Here is an 18,426-nt window from a genome sequence, read left to right as displayed (position 1 = left end):
ATGGTACTGCAGGGGGGACCCTGTGGGAGAGTAGGACGCCGCCGAACAATTCTTCATGGCAAAGCCCCCACCCAACAGGGTGGGGGCTTTGTTGTTGTAAGGTCAATGCCGCACACGTTCACGGCGGTACAGCTGTCAGGAGGGTCCCAGGTGGAGGTTCAGGAGACGCGGGTGCAGACGGACCGCGTCCTCACCATCCCCAACCTGCTGAGCATGGCCCGGCTGGTGGGTGTGCCCATCTTCCTGTGGCTGATCCTCTGGCCGGTGTTCGGCGGGCCGGAGAACGACGGCTGGGCGATCGTCGTGCTGATGCTGAGCGGCGTCAGCGACTACCTGGACGGCAAGCTCGCGCGGCGCTGGGGTCAGGTGAGCCGGCTCGGCCAGATCCTGGATCCGGCGGCGGACCGGCTGTACGTGCTGTCCACGCTGGTCGGTCTGACGTGGCGTGAGATCCTGCCGCTCTGGGTCACCGTCGTGCTGCTGGCGCGCGAACTGTTCATCGGCTCGCTGCTTCCCATTCTCAATCGGCACGGTTACGGGCCGCTCCAGGTGAGTTTCCTGGGGAAGGCGGCCACGTTCAATCTGATGTACGCCTTTCCGCTTCTGCTGCTCGGCAACGGGGAGAGCTGGCTGGCCACGGTCGCCGAGCCGGTCAGCTGGGCATTCATCTGGTGGGGCACGGTGCTCTACTGGTGGGCCGGCATCCTGTACGCCGTCCAGGCCCGGCAGCTGGTGCGGGCGGACCGTACGGCCGCCGTTTGAGCGGGCTGTTTGCACGCTGCTGACAAGATCTCCACGTCCGACTTGCCACGACACGGTGAGTCGGACGTTTTTATCCGGGTAGAGAAGCTCTGGAACGGTTTGATGGATCTGCAGGGTTCACCACCGCGAAGGAGGACGCACCCGAATGAAAGCCGTTGTGATGGCGGGTGGCGAAGGCACTCGACTCCGTCCGATGACGTCGAGCATGCCCAAGCCACTACTGCCGGTGGCCAACAGGCCGATCATGGAGCACGTGCTGCGGCTGCTACGGCGGCACGGTCTCACGGACACCGTGGTGACCGTCCAGTTCCTGGCCTCCCTGGTGAAGAACTACTTCGGGGACGGCGAAGAGCTGGGGATGAACCTCACCTATGCCAATGAAGAGGTCCCGCTCGGTACCGCGGGCAGTGTGAAGAACGCCGAGGACGCGCTCAAGGACGACTCGTTTCTGGTGATCTCCGGTGACGCGCTCACCGATTTCGATCTTTCCGAGTTGGTGGCCTTCCACCGTGAGAAGGGCGCGCTGGTCACCGTCTGCCTGACCCGGGTGCCCAACCCGTTGGAGTTCGGCATCACGATCACCGACGAGGAGGGGCGGGTCGAGCGCTTCCTGGAGAAGCCGACCTGGGGCCAGGTCTTCTCGGACACGGTGAACACCGGCATCTACGTGATGGAACCCGAGGTCTTCTCCTACGTCGCGGCCGGCGAGTCGGTCGACTGGTCGAGCGACGTCTTCCCGCAGTTGCTCAAGGAGGGCAAGCCGGTCTACGGCTACGTCGCCGAGGGCTACTGGGAGGACGTGGGCACGCACGAGAGCTACCTGAAGGCGCAGGCGGACGTCCTCGAGGGCAAGGTCGACGTCGAGCTGGACGGCTTCGAGATCTCGCCGGGTGTGTGGGTGGCCGAGGGCGCCGAGGTCGACCCCGAGGCGATCCTGCGCGGTCCGCTGTACATCGGCGACTACGCAAAGGTCGAGGCCGGGGTGGAGCTGCGCGAGCACACCGTGCTGGGCAGCAACGTGGTCGTCAAGCGCGGTGCCTTCCTGCACAAGGCGGTCATCCACGACAACGTGTACGTCGGCCCGCAGTGCAACCTGCGCGGCTGCGTGATCGGCAAGAACACCGACGTGATGCGGGCCGCGCGGATCGACGAGGGTGCGGTGATCGGCGACGAGTGCCTGATCGGCGAGGAGTCGCTGCTGGCGGGCAACGTCCGGGTCTATCCGTTCAAGACCATCGAGGCCGGCGCGGTCGTCAACACCTCGGTGATCTGGGAGTCCCGCGGCCAGGAGCACCTGTTCGGCGTGCGCGGCGTCTCCGGCATCCTGAACGTGGAGATCACTCCGGAGCTCGCCGTCCGGCTGGCCGGCGCGTACGCCACCACCCTCAAGAAGGGGGCGACGGTCACCATCGCGCGTGACCACTCGCGTGGTGCCCGGGCGCTCAAGCGGGCGATGATCTCGGCGCTGCAGACCAGCGCGATCGACGTCCGCGACCTGGAGAACGTCCCGATGCCGGTCGCGCGGCAGAACACCGCGCGCGGCAGTGCGGGCGGCATCTTCCTGCGAACCACGCCGGGAGTGCCGGACTCGCTGGACATCCTGTTCTTCGACGGGGCCGGCGCCGACCTCTCGCAGGCGAGCCAGCGGAAGCTGGACCGCGTGTACGCGCGCCAGGAGTTCCGGCGGGCCTTCCCCGGTGAGATCGGCGACCTGCTGCACCCGTCCAGCGTGTTCGACTCGTACGCGCGGAACCTGCTGCGGGCGGTCGACACCAGCGGGGTGCGCGAGGCCGGCCTGAAGGTCGTGGTGGACGCCGCGCACGGCAGTGCGGGGCTCGTCCTGCCGAGCATCCTCGGCCGGCTCGGCGTCGAGACGCTCACCGTCGACAGCGGCCTCGACGAGGCCCGGCCGACCGAGGATGCCGAGGAGCGGCGGGCCGCGCTGGCCCGGCTCGGTGAGCTGGTGGCGTCCTCGCGGGCGGCGTTCGGTGTGCGCTTCGACCCGGTCGGCGAGCGGGTGTCGTTCGTCGACGAGCTCGGCCGGGTGATCCAGGACGACCGGGCACTGCTGGTGCTGCTCGACCTGGTCGCGGCGGAGCGGCGCAGCGGCCAGGTGGCGCTGCCGGTGACGACGACCCGGATCGCCGAGCAGGTCGCGGCGTATCACGGCACCCAGGTGACCTGGACGACCACCTCGCCGGACGACCTCGCGAAGGCGGCCGCGGAGGAGGGCACGGTGTTCGGCGGCGACGGGCGCGGCGGGTTCGTGGTGCCCGAGTTCAGCGGTGTGCTGGACGGTCCGGCGGCGTTCGTCCGGCTGGTCGGCCTGGTGGCCCGCACCCAGCTCACGCTGAGCCAGATCGACGCCCGGATCCCGCAGGCGCACATCAAGCGGCGCGACATCGCGACGCCGTGGGCGGCCAAGGGCATGGTGATGCGCTCGGTGGTGGAGGCGGCCGGCAGCCGGCGGCTGGACACCACGGACGGCGTGCGCGTGGTCGAGGCCGACGGCCGGTGGACGCTCGTCCTGCCGGACCCGGCCGAGGCGGTCACCCACCTGTGGGCGGAGGGCCCCGACGACGAGGCCACCGAGCAGCTGCTCGACGAGTGGGCGGCGGTGGTGGACTCGGCCGGACGCTGAGGGAACACCGTCCGGTGACCCGGCCGGGGCGCGGCGGCAGCACGCCGCCGCGCCCCGGCCGGTCACGGTTCGGTGTCCGTCCGGGACGGTAGCGCGGGGGCTGTGCGTACGCCGCCCCGGCGACATGGGACGATGTCCCGCATGCCAGCAACGCCGACGCCGAGCGACTCGAACGGACGGTTCAACCGTCCGGACGCCTCGATGTCCCTGCTGACCAATGTGATGGACCACAGTCTGGACGAGGGCTACGCCGAGGCCGCGCGCCGCGGGGACGGTCCGAGCCGGCTGCCGACGAGCCTGCGCGGCAAGCTCACCCTGGCGGTCGGGCTGGCCCTGGCGGCGACCGTGGTGACCGTGGGCGGGGTGAACGCCTCCAAGGCCGAGCCGACGCTCGCCAAGGAGCGGGACGCGCTCGTCCACCGGGTCAACGACGCCACGAAGGCCGCGGACACGCTGCAGCGGCAGGTCGAGGACCTGCGCACGAAGGTCGCGACGGCCCAGCGGCAGGCGCTGCCCGTCGGCGGCGACAACGCGCTCGCCCTGCTCGCCGCCCGGACCGGCACGGGGGAGATCAGCGGCCCGGGCATCAAGCTGGTGATCGACGACGCCTCGGGCACCGGCGCGGGCGGCTCGGCGAGCAACCCGCGGGAGGCCGAGGGGTTCAACAACACCGGCCGGCTGCGCGACCGCGACCTGCAGCTCGTGGTGAACGGGCTGTGGCTGTCCGGCGCCGAGGCGGTGTCGATCAACGGCCAGCGGATGACGACGCTCTCCGCGATCCGCGCCGCGGGTGACGCGGTGCTGGTGGACAACCGGCCGCTGGTGCCCCCGTACACCGTGCTCGCGGTCGGGGACGGGGAGCGGTTCGCTCAGGCCTTCGACTCCAGCTCGGCCGGGCGCTACCTCAAGCTGATCCAGGACAGCTACGGCATCAAGTCGAGCGTGTCCGTGCAGAAGAAGATGTCGCTGCCGGCCGCGCTCGGCGTGACGCTGCGGACGGCGAAGCCCGGTGGTGCCGAGTCCTCCGCTCCGACGGCCTCCTCGGGCGGCACTCCGCCCCCGGGCAGTGCCCCGCCCTCGGCCGGCTCCTCGCCCTCGGGCAGTGCCCCGCCGTCCCGCCCGGCCTCCCGGGCCACCAAGTCGACCGCCACCCGGACAGGAGTACCTTCACCGTGATTGCCGTTCTGGGGCTCGTGATCGGCGTCGTCGTCGGCCTCTTCGTCCAGCCCGAGGTCCCCGACGCCGTGGTGCCGTACCTGCCGATCGCGGTGGTGGCGGCGCTGGACGCGGTGTTCGGCGGTGTCCGGGCGATGCTGGACGGGATCTTCAACGACAAGGTCTTCGTCGTCTCGTTCCTCTCGAACGTGGTCGTCGCGGCCCTGATCGTCTTCCTCGGCGACCAGCTCGGCGTGGGCGCGCAGCTCTCGACCGGTGTCGTCGTGGTGCTCGGTATCCGGATCTTCTCCAACGCAGCCGCGATCCGGCGGCATGTGTTCAGGGCGTAGGGAGACACGTCGTGGAACAGGACGACAAGCCGAACGGCACGCCGGTGCCCCCCGCGGAGGAGGGCGCGGCGCCCGAGCCGCGCGAGGCTCTCCGGAAGGCCGGCGAGGAGGCGGCGCCGCCCGTGACCCCGCCGGCCGGCGGGGAGCCCGCCGAGGGAGCCGTCGAGGAGCCGGCCGCGGCCGCTGCGGAGCCTGCCCGGGCCCCCGCGGCGGACGGGAGCACGGAGCCCCGCCCGTCCGAGGCCGAGGCCGGTGCTGAGCCCACCGCTGAGCCCACCGCTGAGCCGGCCGCGCAGGCGGAGAAGGCGGAGAAGGCGGAGGAGCCCGAGTCGGCGGACCCGGGTGCGCCGGCCGACTCGCGCCGCAGGCTGCGGGGTGCGCTCTGGCCGCCGCGGCTCTCCCGCGGCCAGCTCGTCGTGGCCGTGCTGCTGTTCGCGCTGGGCCTGGGTCTGGCGATCCAGGTGCGTTCCACCAACGACCACAACCAGCTGCGCGGGGCCCGCCAGGAGGATCTCGTCCGCATCCTCGACGAACTGGACAGCCGCCAGCAGCGTCTCCAGCAGGAGAAGACGCAGCTGGAGCAGTCGTTGACCCAGTTGGAGAACAGCTCCAACCAGGCCAAGGAGGCCCAGGAGCAGACCAGGAAGAAGGCGACCGAGCTGGGTGTGCTCGCCGGCACGGAGCAGGCGACCGGGCCGGGAATCGTCTTGACGATCAATGATCCCCAGGGGCAGGTGAAGGCGGATATGCTGCTGGACACCCTGCAGGAACTCCGAGCGGCGGGAGCGGAGGCGATTCAGATCAACGACGTGCGTGTCGTGGCCGGCACCTACTTCACCGACGGCGCCGACGGCGGTGTGCAGATCGACGGCAAGAAGGTGTCGCAGCCGTTCCGCTTCACGGTCGTGGGCAACCCCCAGGACCTGACGCCCGCGCTGAACATCCCGGGCGGCGTGGTCCGCACCCTGGAGAAGGAACAGGCGACCGCGGTCATCACCCAGCAGCAGAAGGTGGTCGTCGACGCGCTCGCAGCGCCGAAGCCGCTGCAGTACGGCAAGCCGGCGGCGAAGTGACGGGTCGACTGTCCTACGGTCCGTCAGGTACGCGCGGCCCCCGGTGGCGCGCCGCCGGGCGGCCTGAGGCACACTGGGATGTTCCACCCCGGCGGTGCGCTCCGCCGCCTGCTCGGGCCCGGCCGGATGCCGGGCCAGCTGCCTGTCCGAGCCTGTCACCCTGCCCCGCGGGCGGGTCTGTCACACGCAAGGGGATTCGCCCGTGAGTCTGTTCTCGAAGCTTTTCGGCCGCAACAACCGCCAGGAGTCGGCGGACGCGCCCACCGCGCGCCACCGCCACCCGGGGGAGGAGGCCGCCGTCCCCGGCATGCGGCCCGCGCCCGAGGCGGACCAGTACGCCGAGCGCCCGCTGTTCCGCGACGGCCACGGCGCGGCTCCGTACGAGGGGAATGCCCGGGGCTACGGCGCGTCGGTTGAATCGGGTGGCGCACCGCGCATAGGTTTCCCGGCAGCACCCTCAACCTCCGGTGGAGGGTTTACCCCGGACCCCTACGCCGGGCACGTCCAGCAGGGTGTGCCGAGCCAGGAGGCTGTGACGATGGCTGGCACCTCCCCGTGTCCGCGGTGCGGCAACCAGAACCCGGTCACGGCCCGGTTCTGCTCCAACTGCGGGACGGCGCTGCGCAGCGCGCCGGTGCCGGAGAGGGCCGCCGAGACCACGTCGACCATCTCGATCTCCGGGATCGAGTCGTACGAGCCCGGTGCCACCTCGACCGGCGCCACCCCGGCGCTGTCGCCCGAGGTGCTGGCCGCGATCGACGCCCTGCCGCCGGGCTCCGCCCTGCTGATCGTGCAGCGCGGCCCGAACTCCGGCAGCCGGTTCCTGCTCGACTCGGACGTGACCACCGCGGGCCGCCACCCGCAGGGCGACATCTTCCTGGACGACGTGACGGTCTCGCGCCGCCACGTGGAGTTCAGGCGGCTGCCCGGCGGCGGCTTCTCGGTCGCGGACGTCGGCAGCCTGAACGGCACGTACGTCAACCGGGAGCGGATCGACGAGGTCACGCTCAGCAACGGCGACGAGGTCCAGATCGGCAAGTACCGGCTGGTGTTCTTCGCCGGCCACGTCCGGGGGTACTGAATCCGACGTCGGCAGGAGCCCGAGTGACCGCGAACCCTCCCACCACCCTCGGGGCCACCCCCGTGCCCGCCACACGCCGTGCGGCCGAGGCACGGGGGAGGGGCGGCGACGAGCTGCTCTCGATCGGCGCCGTCCTGGCGTTCCTCCGGGACGACTTCCCCGAGGTCACCATCTCCAAGATCCGCTTCCTGGAGGCGGAGGGGCTGGTCGACCCGCAGCGCACCCCGTCCGGCTACCGCAAGTTCAGCGCCGGGGACGTCGAACGGCTGGCGTACGTGCTGCGCATGCAGCGCGACCACTACCTGCCGCTGCGGGTGATCCGCGAGCACCTGGACGCCATCGAGCGCGGCGAGGCGCCTCCGGCACTGCCCGCGCCGGAGGCCCGGCCCGGCCCGCTGGAGGAGGCCGACCGGGAGCTCGGCGCCGCGTCCGGCGCGGTAGCCGGGGTGCGGCTCGGACGGGCGGAGCTGCTCGCCGCGGCCGAGGCGGAGGAGGGCGAGCTCCTCGAGTGGGAGTCCTACGGCCTGGTCACGGCCGGGCCGGACGGCGGCTACGACGGGGAGGCGCTGCAGATCGCCCGGCTGGTGGCGGAGCTCGGCCGGTACGGCCTGGAGCCGCGCCACCTGCGGGCCATGAAGGCCGCCGCGGAGCGCGAGGTGGCCCTGGTCGACCAGGTGGTGGCTCCGCTGCGCCGGCACCGCAACCCGCAGACCCGGGCGCACGCCGAGACCACCGCCCGGGAGCTGGCCACGCTCTCCGTCCGGCTGCACGCGGCCATGGTGCAGGCGGGCCTGCGGGCCCGGCCGAACTGAGCGCCGGTGCCGACGACACCCCGGGGCCGCGTTGCTGACCAGGGCGGGAAGGACTGCGCTTTCCTATCGGCGGCGCGCGCCATAGGGTTGCCAGTGTGAATGAGCTCGACGTCGTGGGTGTCCGGGTGGAGATGCCTTCCAACCAGCCGATCGTGCTGCTGCGGGAGGTCGGGGGCGATCGGTACCTGCCGATCTGGATCGGCCCCGGCGAGGCGACCGCGATCGCTTTCGCGCAGCAGGGCATGACCCCGGTGCGGCCGCTGACGCACGACCTCTTCAAGGACGTGCTCGACGCGCTGGGCCAGCAGCTCACCGAGGTCCGGATCAGCGACCTGCGGGAGGGCGTCTTCTACGCCGAGCTCGTCTTCTCCGGCGGTGTCGAGGTGAGTGCGCGTCCCTCGGACGCCATAGCGCTGGCGCTGCGGACCGGGACGCCGATCTACGGCAGCGAGAACGTGCTCGCCGAGGCGGGCATCGCGATCCCGGACGAGCAGGAGGACGAGGTCGAGAAGTTCCGCGAGTTCCTCGACCAGGTCTCGCCGGAGGACTTCGGCGGCGGCCAGCAGTAGCACGGCCCGTTGCGGCGGCGCTGTTGCGGCGGCCTGTTGCGGCGGGTCGGCAGTAGCGGCGCCCGAGGCGGCGCCGCCCGCGGAGGGCGCGCGTACTGCGCGCTCCGGGGCGCTGCAACCGCGCTTTGCAAAAGCGGCCCCTGCTACCCACACTAAGGGCACGAAAAACCACTCTTCGGAGTGACATCCGACCGGAGCCCCGGCGTGGCGATCGTTGACGGGCCTGTGGTGACTGCCTACCGTCAAGGGAGGTTCCGGTCGGCCTGCGCCGTCCGGCGCCGGGAGAGCCGCAGGACCGAGTGGACGGAGGCAGGCATGAGCGGTAACGGCGACGACGCCACCGCCGGGGGCCTGTGCGCCGTGCACCTGCCGCGCGCCGCCCGAGGACCGGTTGCGCGGGGCCGGGAGGTCCCGGCCGAGCCGGCCGAGTCCGAACTGCCCCGGGTGGGCCGCTTCCCCGCCGTCCAGGCCGGGCAGCCCGCGATCGAGCGCATCCCGCCGACCTCCGCCCTGGTCGGGTACCGCGGGCCGACCGCGTGCGCGGCCGCCGGCATCACGTACCGTCAGCTCGACTACTGGGCCCGCACCGGGCTGCTGGAGCCCAGCGTCCGCACCGCCTACCCGGCCGGAGCGCAGCGGCTCTACAGCTTCCGCGACATCCTCCTGCTGAAGATCGTCAAGCGGCTGCTGGACGCCGGCGTCTCGCTGCAGAACATCCGCGTCGCCGTCGCCCACCTCCAGGCGGCCGAGCCCGCCGACCTCACCGGCCTGACCCTGATGTGCGACGGTGCCACCGTCTACGAGTGCACCAGCCCGCAGCAGGTCGTCGACCTGATCGGCGGCGGCCAGGGCATGTTCGGCATCGCCGTCGGCGCGGTCTGGCAGGAGCTGGAGACCGCCCTCGGCCGGCTGCACGCCGAGCGCACCGACACCGGTGAGACCCTGGTCGGCCACAACCCGGCCGACGAGCTCGCCCAGCGGCGCAACCGCGCGGTCTGACACCGCAAACGCGGTCTGACACGGCGACAGGCCGCGCCCGGGGTGGAACCGCACCGGCCCCGGCCGGCGTCCCGCCAGATGTGTCGATCAAGGATGTGAAGGTGCTGCGCAAGGCCGTGGCGCGGCTGCGGCGGATCCCCGGGCTCGGCGACCGCACCGGTCGGCGGCGCTGGTTCCAGGCCGCCGTTCTCGTCAGCGCCCTCGGGCTCGCACCCAGCACCTGGCTGTGGACGGGCGAGGGCGGCCGGGTCCGTACGGTGGCGGACGCCCCGGCCGCGCCGGTGGCCGTGGTCTTCGGCGCCGGGCTCTTCGGCGGCGAGCCCTCCCCGTACCTGGCGCACCGGCTCGACGCGGCGCTGAACCTCTATCAGCAGCACAAGGTGCGGGCCATCCTGGTCACCGGGGACAACAGCACCACCGCCTACGACGAGACCGACGCCATGCGCCGCTACCTGACGGACCGCGGGGTGCCCGACGTCCGGGTGGTCGGCGACTACGCCGGCTTCGACACCTGGGACTCCTGCAGCCGGGCCCGCCGGGTGTTCGGCGTCGACCACGCCCTGCTGGTCAGTCAGGGCTTCCACGTGCGACGGGCCCTGGCGCTGTGCGAGGCGGCCGGCATCGACGCGTACGCCGTCGCCGTGGACGAGCCGCACGACACCACCTGGTACTACGGCGGACTGCGGGAGATCCCGGGGGCCGGCAAGGCGGCGCTGGACGCCTGGCTGCGGCCCGACCCGCAGTTCCTGGGCGCGACCGAGTCCGGGGTCACCCGCGCGCTCGCGGACGCCGCCAAGCCGTAGCGCGGACACCGCCGAGGCGGTGGCGCAGGGCGCGGACGCTGCCCAGGCGTGGCGCAGGGCCAGGCGGACCGGGGGCGGCCCGCCTCGAACGGATTGTCACAGCCGTGCGCGATGATCGCGGTGTGCGGACTGTGCCGAGCATCATCCACCTCGACATGGACGCCTTCTTCGCCGCGGTGGAGCAGGCGTCCAAGCCGAGCCTGCGCGGCAAACCCGTGGTGGTCGGCGGCCTCGGCGGCCGCGGCGTCGTCGCCACCGCCTCCTACGAGGCCCGCAGGTTCGGCGTCCACTCGGCCATGCCGATGGCCCAGGCGCGCCGGCTCTGCCCGAACGCCGCCTTCCTGTCCGGCCGCTTCGCCGCCTACCGCCAGAACAGCGACATCGTCATGGCCCTGCTGCGCGAACGCTCCCCACTGGTCGAGCCGCTGAGCCTCGACGAGGCCTTCGTCGACCTGGAGGCCGGCCCGTACGGCCCCGCACTCGCCGAGGTCGACCCGGAGACCGGCGCGCAGCTGGTGCTCGCGGTCGCCGAGGACCTGCGCGCCGACATTCTCGAACGGACCGGCCTCACCGCCTCCGTCGGCGCCGCCGGCTCCAAGCTGATGGCGAAGATCGCCTCCGAGCAGGCCAAGCCGGACGGCCTGGTGCTGGTGGAGATCGGTTCGGAGCGGGCCGTGCTCAGCCCGATGCCCGTCCGCGCACTGCCCGGGATCGGCCCGGCCACCGAGCAGACGCTGCGCCGCGCGGGCCTGACCACCGTGGCAGACCTCGCGGACGCCGGCGAGGCCGAGCTCGTCCATCTGCTGGGGCGGGCGCACGGCACCGGTATCCACCTGATGGCCTTCGGCCACGACGAGCGGGCCGTGGTGCCCGACCGCGACGCCAAATCGGTGTCGGTCGAGGACACCTTCGAGGTCGACCTCGCCGACCGCGACCGCATCCTGCACGAGATCGACCAGCTCACCGCCCGCTGCGTCAAGCGGCTGCGGGCGGCGGGCCGCTCCGGCCGCACGGTGGTGCTGAAGGTACGCCGCTTCGACTTCTCCACCCTGACCCGCTCCGAGACGCTCCGCGCCCCCACCGACGACGAGGGCGTGATCGCGGAGACGGCCCGCCGGCTGGCCCTGCAGGTCGACACCACCGGCGGGGTGCGGCTGCTCGGCGTGGGCGTCTCCCAGCTGGCCGACTACACGCAGGAGGACCTCTTCGCCCAGGCCGCGCACACCGCGGAGGTGGAGGTGGAGGTGGCAGCGGCGGGTGAAGCAGAAGCGGATGTGGAGGCGGGGGTGGCGTCGGCGGAGGTCGGGGGAGCGGATGCCGCCGACACGGCTCCGGCCATGCCGCCGGCACTGCGCCGCTGGCTGCCCGGGCAGGACGTCCACCACGCCGAGCACGGTCCCGGCTGGGTGCAGGGCAGTGGTGTCGGCCGGGTCACCGTGCGCTTCGAGACGCCGTACGACCCGCCGGGCCGGGTGCGGACCTTCGCCGTCGACGATCCGGACCTGGAGCCGTCCGACCCGCTGCCGCTGCGCCGGGCCTGAGCTCCCGGCTCATAAGGCCGCCCGGGACGCCGGTGGAAATGGCGAGCGGCCCCGCACCGTCCCAGTGCGGGGCCGCTCGGCGGGGCCGGGCCGTGTCCGCGGTCGCATGCCCACAACCGTCCACGGGGCCCGGCCCCCCTCGCGCCTCGTCCCCTGGCGCGAGGGAGACGCCTCGTCAGGCGTCGGTCTTGGCCAGCTCGGGGCTGGAGGGGGTGGCCTCGGCCGGGGTGGCGGCCGGGAGGTCGGCGGCCTTGATCCGGCGGATGGCGAACGGCACCAGGCCGGCGACCACGCACATCACGGCGGCCGTCCAGTAGGCGTGCTCGTAGGCGGTCAGGGTCGGCAGGGCGATCGGGATCGGCAGCTTCATGGTGTCGCCGGTGAGGATGGCCGCCATGACGGCGGTGCCGACGGCGCCGCCGACGGTGCGCAGCACCGCGTTCATGCCGTTGGCGATGCCGCTCTGCTCGGCGGGCACGGCGCCGTTGATGTAGGCGGGCATGGCCGCGTAGGCGAGGCCGACGCCGAGGCCGAAGACGGCGGAGGCGAGGTAGATGTCGATCTCGTGGCTGTGCCGGACGGCGAGGTAGGCCATCGCGACGGCGCCGAGCAGGCCGCCGGCGACGAGCGGCAGGCGGGGGCCGCGGCGGGCGATCATCAGGGCGCCGAGCGGGGCGGCGACCATCGAGCCGAGCGCGGACGGCAGCAGCATGATGCCGGCGTGCAGCACGGTGGCGGTGAAGCCGTAGTGGGCGAGCTTCTCCGGGGTCTGCGCGAAGTTGCTGATGACCATGAAGGAGCCGTACATCCCGAAGCCCATGAGCAGGCCGGAGATGTTGGTGAAGGCGACGGCCGGGCGGGACATCATCTTCATGTCGACCAGCGGGTGGCTGACCTTGACCTCGATGAGGATCCAGACGAGGGCGACCACGGCGGCGACGGCGAACAGGCCGAGGGTGCGGTTGGAGGTCCAGCCCCAGTGGTTGCCCTGGCTGACGGCGATCAGCAGGGCGGAGAGCCAGCCGGCCAGGGTGAGCGCGCCGAGCGGGTCGGCGCCGCCCTCCTTGTCGACGACCGGGTCCTTGGGGACGCGGATCGCGACCAGCGCGACGGCGATGATGCCGAAGGCCAGGCCCATCCAGAAGATCGACTTGTAGCTCCAGTGCTCCAGCAGCAGGCCGGTGGCGACCAGGCCGAGGCCGCTGCCGACGCCCATGGAGGCGCTGATGGCGGCGACGCCGCCGGTGACCTTGGCCTTGGGCAGCTCGTCGCGGACGATGCTGATCGCGAGCGGGAGCACGCCACCGCCGGCGCCCTGGAGCACGCGGGCGACGACCAGCCAGGTGAAGGAGTGGGTGCCGACCGCGAGGGCGGAGCCCGCGACCAGGCCGGCGAGCGAGACCAGCAGCATCGGCTTGCGGCCGCGGAGGTCGCCGAACCGGCCGAGCAGCGGCGTGAGCACGGCCGCGGAGAGCAGGTTGGCGGTCATCAGCCAGGTGATGCTGGAGCCGGAGACGTCGAGCTCCTTGGCGAGCGACGGCAGGATCGGCACGACCGCGGTCTGCACCACGCTGAACGCCAGCATGGCCAGCACGAGCGCGGGGAGCACCCGCGCACTGCTCGGCTTCTCGTCCGTGGCGGCGGGCTGTGGGGCCTCACTCACGGTGGGTTTCCTCCCGTTGGGTCGCCGGAAGCCGGTCACTGCTTCAGGCGAGCGATAGTGAATGAACTGAAGTAACGATGCAGGCCAATACTTCAGTCTGTCAAATATCGATCGGTGAAGCTTTGGCAAAGCGCAGGTCCCGGACCGCCGCAGCGGACCGGGACCCCGGGGACGTCCTGCCGTCGGAGGATCAGACCGGGCGCAGCGGCTCCGGCCGGGCAGGCTGCGCCGCGGCCGTCCGCGCCGCGACCTGGACGGGCGCCTGGCCCGACGCGGCGGGCGCCGGCTGCCCACCGGCCGGAGCGGGCCCGGTCGGAGCGGGCCCGGTCGCGGCAGCCGCGGTGGTCGCCGTGGTGGAGGCGGTCGTGGCCGCCGCGCGGTCGGCCGGCTGGGGGCCGTACGGCTGGCGCGCCGTCCCGTCGTGCACCTCGACCTGCTCGCGACGCAGCTCCTCGCGGACGAGCTCCTCCTCGGTGTAGCGCTCCACCACCAGGCGCACCCGCTCGACCGGGGCCAGGTACTTGCGCACCACCGCCCGCTCCTCGCGCAGGGTCACCTCCTCGACCGCCTCGGCGATCTCCTGGTCGCTCAGCGCGGCCCGCTCGGCGTCGCTCACCGGCACCCGCTCCACCCGCATCCGCTCCCGCACCACCGGCACCCGGCGCTCCACGGCCTCCGAGGTGACGTACTTGCGCAGCCGGGCGGTGCCCAGCACGTGCCACTCGGTGCTGATGTCCAGCCGCTCCTCGCGGCAGACGATCTCGACCGGCCCCTGCGCCGAGGCCTCGCCGCCCTGCTGCGGCTCCGGCCGCTCGGGCCGGTCCGCGGCGGTCGGAGCGGCAGCAGGGCGGACGGTGCCGCCGGCCGGCACCACCGGGAGCTGCATGGTGTTCTCCGAGCTGTCCTGCCGGGAGCCGGCCGGTCCGGAGCCGTCCGGCCGGGTCCCCTCCTGCCGGGGCCCGTCGTGGCGCGTGCCGCCGTGCTGCCCGTCGGCGTGGTCCGTCCGGCCGTGGCCGTTCACCGCCGGGCGGCCGTTCGCCGCGGACTGCTCGGGCGCCGCGTGCGCGACCGCGCCGAACTCGGTGTCACCGGGGCGCTCGGCGGGCGCCGGGCCCGCCTCCGCGCCCGGCCGGCCGTTGGAGGTGTCCAGCCCGTAGTAGCGGTAGAGCTGCAACTCCTGGGCGGGTGACAGGTGCTGGCCCACGCCGAAGTCCGGGGAGTCCTTCACCAGCGACTTGTCGTACGGGACCTTGAGCTCTTCGCCCGAGAACTCGCTGGTGGTCAGCGGGATGAAGGCGTCCCGGCCGAAGATCCCGGTGCGGACGGCGGCCCACTCGGGCTCGCCGGTCGCGTCGTCGAGATACACCTCGTCGACCGTGCCGATCTTCTCACCGTTCCGGTCGACCGCCTTGTGCCCGATCAGGTCTCGCGGATCGATATCGGTCTGCACGCTGTCCTCCAGTGCCTACTGCTCCTGTGTCTCCGTGGACGTCGGGACGGCTGGAGGAGCTGGCCAGACGCCATCTACACAGAACGCCATGGACCGGTCACCGGCGAGCCGGGGGCGGCCGTCCGGGCCGGTGATCGGCCGTCCGGGGGACGGGCACGGCCCGCGGGCCCGCAGACGGGGCCCTCGGACCGGCCCCCGGCGGTGGGACGCCGGTCACAGCACCCGCCATTCCCGGCGGTCCCGCTGGTACCCTGGGCGGCGACCGCCGAGCCCGCGCGGGAGAGTCCCCGACCCCGCTGAGCTGGGGAAGGGGCGCCGAAGGAGCAACTCCTCCCCGGAATCTCTCAGGCACCCGTACCGCGTGGGCCAGGTCACTCTGGAAAGCAGGGCAGGACCGCCGGCACAGGAGCCGTCGGCACCACCCTCACCGACGGTGCAAGCCGACGAGATGCCCTCGGGCGTCAAGACGGCGAAGCTCTCAGGTACCGATGACAGAGGGGGAGGCCTGACGGGTTCGTACGTCTCCGGCTCCCCACGGCGGCCGACCGGCGTGCGTACCCCCGCCGGTCCGTGACCAGGAGGCCTCGACCCCCATGAACGCCCAGCCGAACCTCACCGAGCTCGAGCAGGCCAGCCCCTTCGAGACCCGCCACATCGGCCCCGACGCCGCCGCCCAGGAGAAGATGCTCGCCCAGGTGGGCTTCGCGTCCCTGGACGAGCTGGCCGACGCGGCCGTTCCCGAGGCCATCCGCAGCCTGACCGCGCTGGACCTGCCCGCCGGCCGCAGCGAGGCCCAGGTCCTCGCCGAGCTGCGCGAGCTGGCCGACCGCAACCGGGTCGCCACCTCCATGATCGGCCTCGGCTACTACGGCACCTTCACCCCGCCGGTGATCCTGCGCAACGTCCTCGAGAACCCGGCCTGGTACACCGCCTACACCCCGTACCAGCCGGAGATCTCGCAGGGCCGCCTCGAGGCGCTGCTGAACTTCCAGACCCTGGTCTCCGACCTCACCGGCCTCGCCACCTCCGGCTCCTCGCTGCTCGACGAGGGCACCGCCGCCGCCGAGGCGATGGCGCTGGCCCGCCGCGTCACCAAGGTCAAGGGCGGCGTCTTCCTGATCGACGCCGACACCCTGCCGCAGACCGTCGCCGTCATCGAGACCCGCGCCGAGCCGACCGGCGTCGAGGTCGTCGTCGCCGACCTGTCCGAGGGCATCCCGGCCGAGATCGCCGAGCGCGGCGTCTTCGGCGTGCTGCTCCAGTACCCGGGTGCCGCCGGCGCCGTCCGCGACCTCACCCCGGTCATCGAGCAGGCCCACGGCCTCGGCGCGGTCGTCGCCGTCGCCGCCGACCTGCTCGCCCTCACCCTGCTCAAGTCCCCGGGCTCGATGGGCGCCGACATCGCCTGCGGCACCTCGCAGCGCTTCGGCGTGCCGATGGGCTTCGGCGGCCCGCACGCCGGCTACCTCGCCGTCCGCGCCGAGTTCGCCCGCAACCTGCCCGGCCGCCTGGTCGGCGTCTCCGTCGACTCCGACGGCAACCGCGCCTACCGCCTGGCCCTGCAGACCCGCGAGCAGCACATCCGCCGCGAGAAGGCCACCAGCAACATCTGCACCGCCCAGGTGCTGCTCGCCGTGATGGCCTCGATGTACGCCGTGTACCACGGCCCCGACGGCCTCGCGGACATCGCCCGCCGCACCCACCGCTACGCCGCCGCGCTCGCCGCGGGCCTGCGCGCCGGCGGCGTGGAGCTGGTGCACGGCGCCTTCTTCGACACCGTCACCGCCCGCGTCCCGCAGCGCGCCGACGAGGTCGTCGCCGCCGCCCTCGAGGCGAACATCAACATCCACAAGGTGGACGCCGACACCGTCTCGATCTCCTGCGACGAGACCACCACCCGCGAGCACGTCACCGCGCTGTGGGCCGCGTTCGGCATCACCGGCGGCGAGCTCGACGAGACCGCCGACGCGCTGCCGGCCGCCCTGCTGCGCGACGACGAGTACCTCACCCACCCGGTCTTCCACAGCCACCGCTCCGAGACCGCCATGCTGCGCTACCTGCGCCGCCTGTCGGACCGCGACTACGCGCTGGACCGCGGCATGATCCCGCTGGGCTCGTGCACCATGAAGCTCAACGCCACCACCGAGATGGAGCCGGTCACCTGGCCCGAGTTCGGCCAGCTGCACCCGTTCGCCCCGGCCGACCAGGTGCAGGGCTTCCTCAGCCTGATCCACGGCCTGGAGCAGCAGCTCGTCGAGGTCACCGGCTACGACGCCGTCTCCATCCAGCCGAACGCCGGCTCCCAGGGCGAGCTGGCCGGCCTGCTGGCCGTCCGCGCCTACCACCTGGCCAACGGCGACACCCAGCGCGACGTCTGCCTCATCCCGTCCTCCGCGCACGGCACCAACGCCGCCTCCGCGGTGATGGCCGGCATGCGCGTCGTCGTGGTCAAGACCCTGGTCGACGGCGACGTCGACGTCGAGGACCTCAAGGCCAAGATCGAGCAGTACCGCGACCAGCTCTCGGTGCTGATGGTCACCTACCCGTCCACCCACGGCGTGTACGAGACCGAGATCACCGAGATCTGCGCCATGGTGCACGAGGCCGGCGGCCAGGTGTACGTCGACGGCGCCAACCTCAACGCGCTGGTCGGCCTCGCCAAGCCGGGCAAGTTCGGCGCCGACGTGTCGCACCTCAACCTGCACAAGACCTTCTGCATCCCGCACGGCGGCGGCGGCCCGGGCGTGGGCCCGGTCGCGGTCCGCGCGCACCTCGCGCCGTACCTGCCGAACCACCCGCTGCAGGCGGAGGCCGGCCCGGCCACCGGCGTCGGCCCGATCTCGGCCGCCCCCTGGGGCTCGGCGGCGATCCTGCCGATCTCCTGGTCGTACGTCCGCCTGATGGGCGGCGAGGGCCTCAAGCGCGCCACCCAGGTGGCCGTGCTGAACGCCAACTACATCGCCAAGCGGCTCGCCCCGCACTTCCCGGTGCTCTACACCGGCCCCGGCGGCCTCGTCGCGCACGAGTGCATCATCGACCTGCGCCCGCTCACCAAGGAGACCGGCGTGACGGTCGACGACGTGGCGAAGCGCCTGATCGACTACGGCTTCCACGCCCCGACCATGTCGTTCCCGGTGGCCGGCACGCTGATGATCGAGCCCACCGAGTCCGAGGACCTGCACGAGATCGACCGCTTCTGCGAGGCGATGATCCAGATCCGCGCGGAGATCGAGAAGGTCGGCTCCGGTGAGTGGGCCGCCGAGGACAACCCGCTGCGCAACGCCCCGCACACCGCCGCCGAGCTGGCCGGCGACTGGCAGCACCCGTACACCCGCGAGGAGGCCGTCTTCCCGGCCGGCGTGAACCCCGCGGACAAGTACTGGCCGCCGGTGAGCCGGATCGACGGCGCCTACGGCGACCGCAACCTGGTCTGCTCCTGCCCGCCGCTGGACGAGTACGGCAACTGAGCCGGTAGCGCATGACGGAGAGGGCCCCGGAGGACGATTCCTCCGGGGCCCTCGCGGCGT

Annotated in this window: 14 protein-coding genes and 2 riboswitches; of the genes, 12 read left to right on the top strand and 2 right to left on the bottom strand. The window is 72.7% G+C overall.

Going from position 1 to position 18,426, the window contains the following annotated elements; genetic code table 11:
* Positions 1 to 150 precede the first annotated feature (150 nt).
* From clsA to ABD353_RS16330, 11 genes are all read left to right on the top strand, one after another.
* Complete coding sequence (gene clsA, locus ABD353_RS16380; RefSeq protein WP_344624327.1) at positions 151 to 762, top strand: cardiolipin synthase ClsA; 612 nt, start codon at positions 151 to 153, stop codon at positions 760 to 762.
* Between the two features lie 145 nt (positions 763 to 907).
* A complete protein-coding gene (locus ABD353_RS16375) occupies positions 908 to 3,403 on the top strand; it encodes a sugar phosphate nucleotidyltransferase (protein WP_344624326.1) in 2,496 nt (831 codons plus the stop codon).
* 141 nt (positions 3,404 to 3,544) lie between these two features.
* Positions 3,545 to 4,579, top strand: a complete 1,035-nt coding sequence (locus ABD353_RS16370; RefSeq protein ID WP_344624325.1) for a DUF881 domain-containing protein — start codon at positions 3,545 to 3,547, stop codon at positions 4,577 to 4,579.
* Positions 4,576 to 4,908 carry a small basic family protein gene (locus ABD353_RS16365; protein WP_030269510.1) on the top strand — a complete coding sequence of 111 codons (333 nt, stop codon included), beginning with the start codon at positions 4,576 to 4,578 and terminating at the stop codon, positions 4,906 to 4,908. Before ABD353_RS16370 ends, ABD353_RS16365 begins: the two co-directional genes overlap by 4 nt.
* An 11-nt stretch (positions 4,909 to 4,919) precedes the next feature.
* Positions 4,920 to 5,981, top strand: coding sequence for a DUF881 domain-containing protein (locus ABD353_RS16360; RefSeq protein WP_344624324.1), 1,062 nt, complete (start codon positions 4,920 to 4,922; stop codon positions 5,979 to 5,981).
* A 202-nt stretch (positions 5,982 to 6,183) separates the two neighbouring features.
* Complete coding sequence (locus ABD353_RS40445; RefSeq protein WP_425555169.1) at positions 6,184 to 7,062, top strand: double zinc ribbon and FHA domain-containing protein; 879 nt, start codon at positions 6,184 to 6,186, stop codon at positions 7,060 to 7,062.
* 62 nt (positions 7,063 to 7,124) lie between these two features.
* Positions 7,125 to 7,874 carry a transcriptional regulator FtsR gene (gene ftsR, locus ABD353_RS16350; RefSeq protein WP_344624334.1) on the top strand — a complete coding sequence of 250 codons (750 nt, stop codon included), beginning with the start codon at positions 7,125 to 7,127 and terminating at the stop codon, positions 7,872 to 7,874.
* Between the two features lie 95 nt (positions 7,875 to 7,969).
* Positions 7,970 to 8,443, top strand: coding sequence for a bifunctional nuclease family protein (locus ABD353_RS16345; RefSeq protein ID WP_263106328.1), 474 nt, complete (start codon positions 7,970 to 7,972; stop codon positions 8,441 to 8,443).
* A 315-nt stretch (positions 8,444 to 8,758) separates the two neighbouring features.
* Positions 8,759 to 9,442 carry a MerR family transcriptional regulator gene (locus tag ABD353_RS16340; protein ID WP_344624322.1) on the top strand — a complete coding sequence of 228 codons (684 nt, stop codon included), beginning with the start codon at positions 8,759 to 8,761 and terminating at the stop codon, positions 9,440 to 9,442.
* A 104-nt stretch (positions 9,443 to 9,546) separates the two neighbouring features.
* A complete protein-coding gene (locus ABD353_RS16335) occupies positions 9,547 to 10,245 on the top strand; it encodes a SanA/YdcF family protein (protein WP_425555171.1) in 699 nt (232 codons plus the stop codon).
* Between the two features lie 122 nt (positions 10,246 to 10,367).
* Positions 10,368 to 11,786 (top strand): DNA polymerase IV, encoded by a 1,419-nt coding sequence (locus ABD353_RS16330; RefSeq protein ID WP_344624320.1) that lies wholly within the window; start codon positions 10,368 to 10,370, stop codon positions 11,784 to 11,786.
* Positions 11,787 to 11,961: 175 nt separating this feature from the next.
* Here the strand turns inward: ABD353_RS16330 and ABD353_RS16325 are convergent, their stop codons facing one another.
* Positions 11,962 to 13,449, bottom strand: a complete 1,488-nt coding sequence (locus ABD353_RS16325; RefSeq protein ID WP_344624319.1) for an MFS transporter — start codon at positions 13,447 to 13,449, stop codon at positions 11,962 to 11,964.
* 190 nt (positions 13,450 to 13,639) lie between these two features.
* Positions 13,640 to 14,899 (bottom strand): PRC and DUF2382 domain-containing protein, encoded by a 1,260-nt coding sequence (locus ABD353_RS16320; protein WP_344624318.1) that lies wholly within the window; start codon positions 14,897 to 14,899, stop codon positions 13,640 to 13,642.
* Between the two features lie 266 nt (positions 14,900 to 15,165).
* A riboswitch (glycine riboswitch) is annotated at positions 15,166 to 15,269 on the top strand.
* A gap of 1 nt (position 15,270) precedes the next feature.
* Positions 15,271 to 15,401, top strand: a riboswitch (glycine riboswitch).
* 91 nt (positions 15,402 to 15,492) lie between these two features.
* On the opposite strand from ABD353_RS16320, the gene gcvP reads away from it, so the two are divergent.
* Positions 15,493 to 18,366 (top strand): aminomethyl-transferring glycine dehydrogenase, encoded by a 2,874-nt coding sequence (gene gcvP, locus ABD353_RS16315; RefSeq protein WP_344624317.1) that lies wholly within the window; start codon positions 15,493 to 15,495, stop codon positions 18,364 to 18,366.
* Positions 18,367 to 18,426 lie beyond the last annotated feature (60 nt).

It is taken from the genome of Kitasatospora arboriphila, from assembly GCF_039528095.1.
GTDB lineage: Bacteria > Actinomycetota > Actinomycetes > Streptomycetales > Streptomycetaceae > Kitasatospora > Kitasatospora arboriphila.
This window is presented reverse-complemented; position numbering and strand designations above follow the sequence as displayed.

Coding starts and splice junctions, on each gene's coding strand:
- ABD353_RS16375 (WP_344624326.1), top strand. CDS start 908: ATGAAAGCCGTTGTGATGGCGGGTGGCGAAGGCACTCGACTCCGTCCG.
- ABD353_RS16370 (WP_344624325.1), top strand. CDS start 3,545: ATGCCAGCAACGCCGACGCCGAGCGACTCGAACGGACGGTTCAACCGT.
- ABD353_RS16340 (WP_344624322.1), top strand. CDS start 8,759: ATGAGCGGTAACGGCGACGACGCCACCGCCGGGGGCCTGTGCGCCGTG.
- gcvP (WP_344624317.1), top strand. CDS start 15,493: ATGAACGCCCAGCCGAACCTCACCGAGCTCGAGCAGGCCAGCCCCTTC.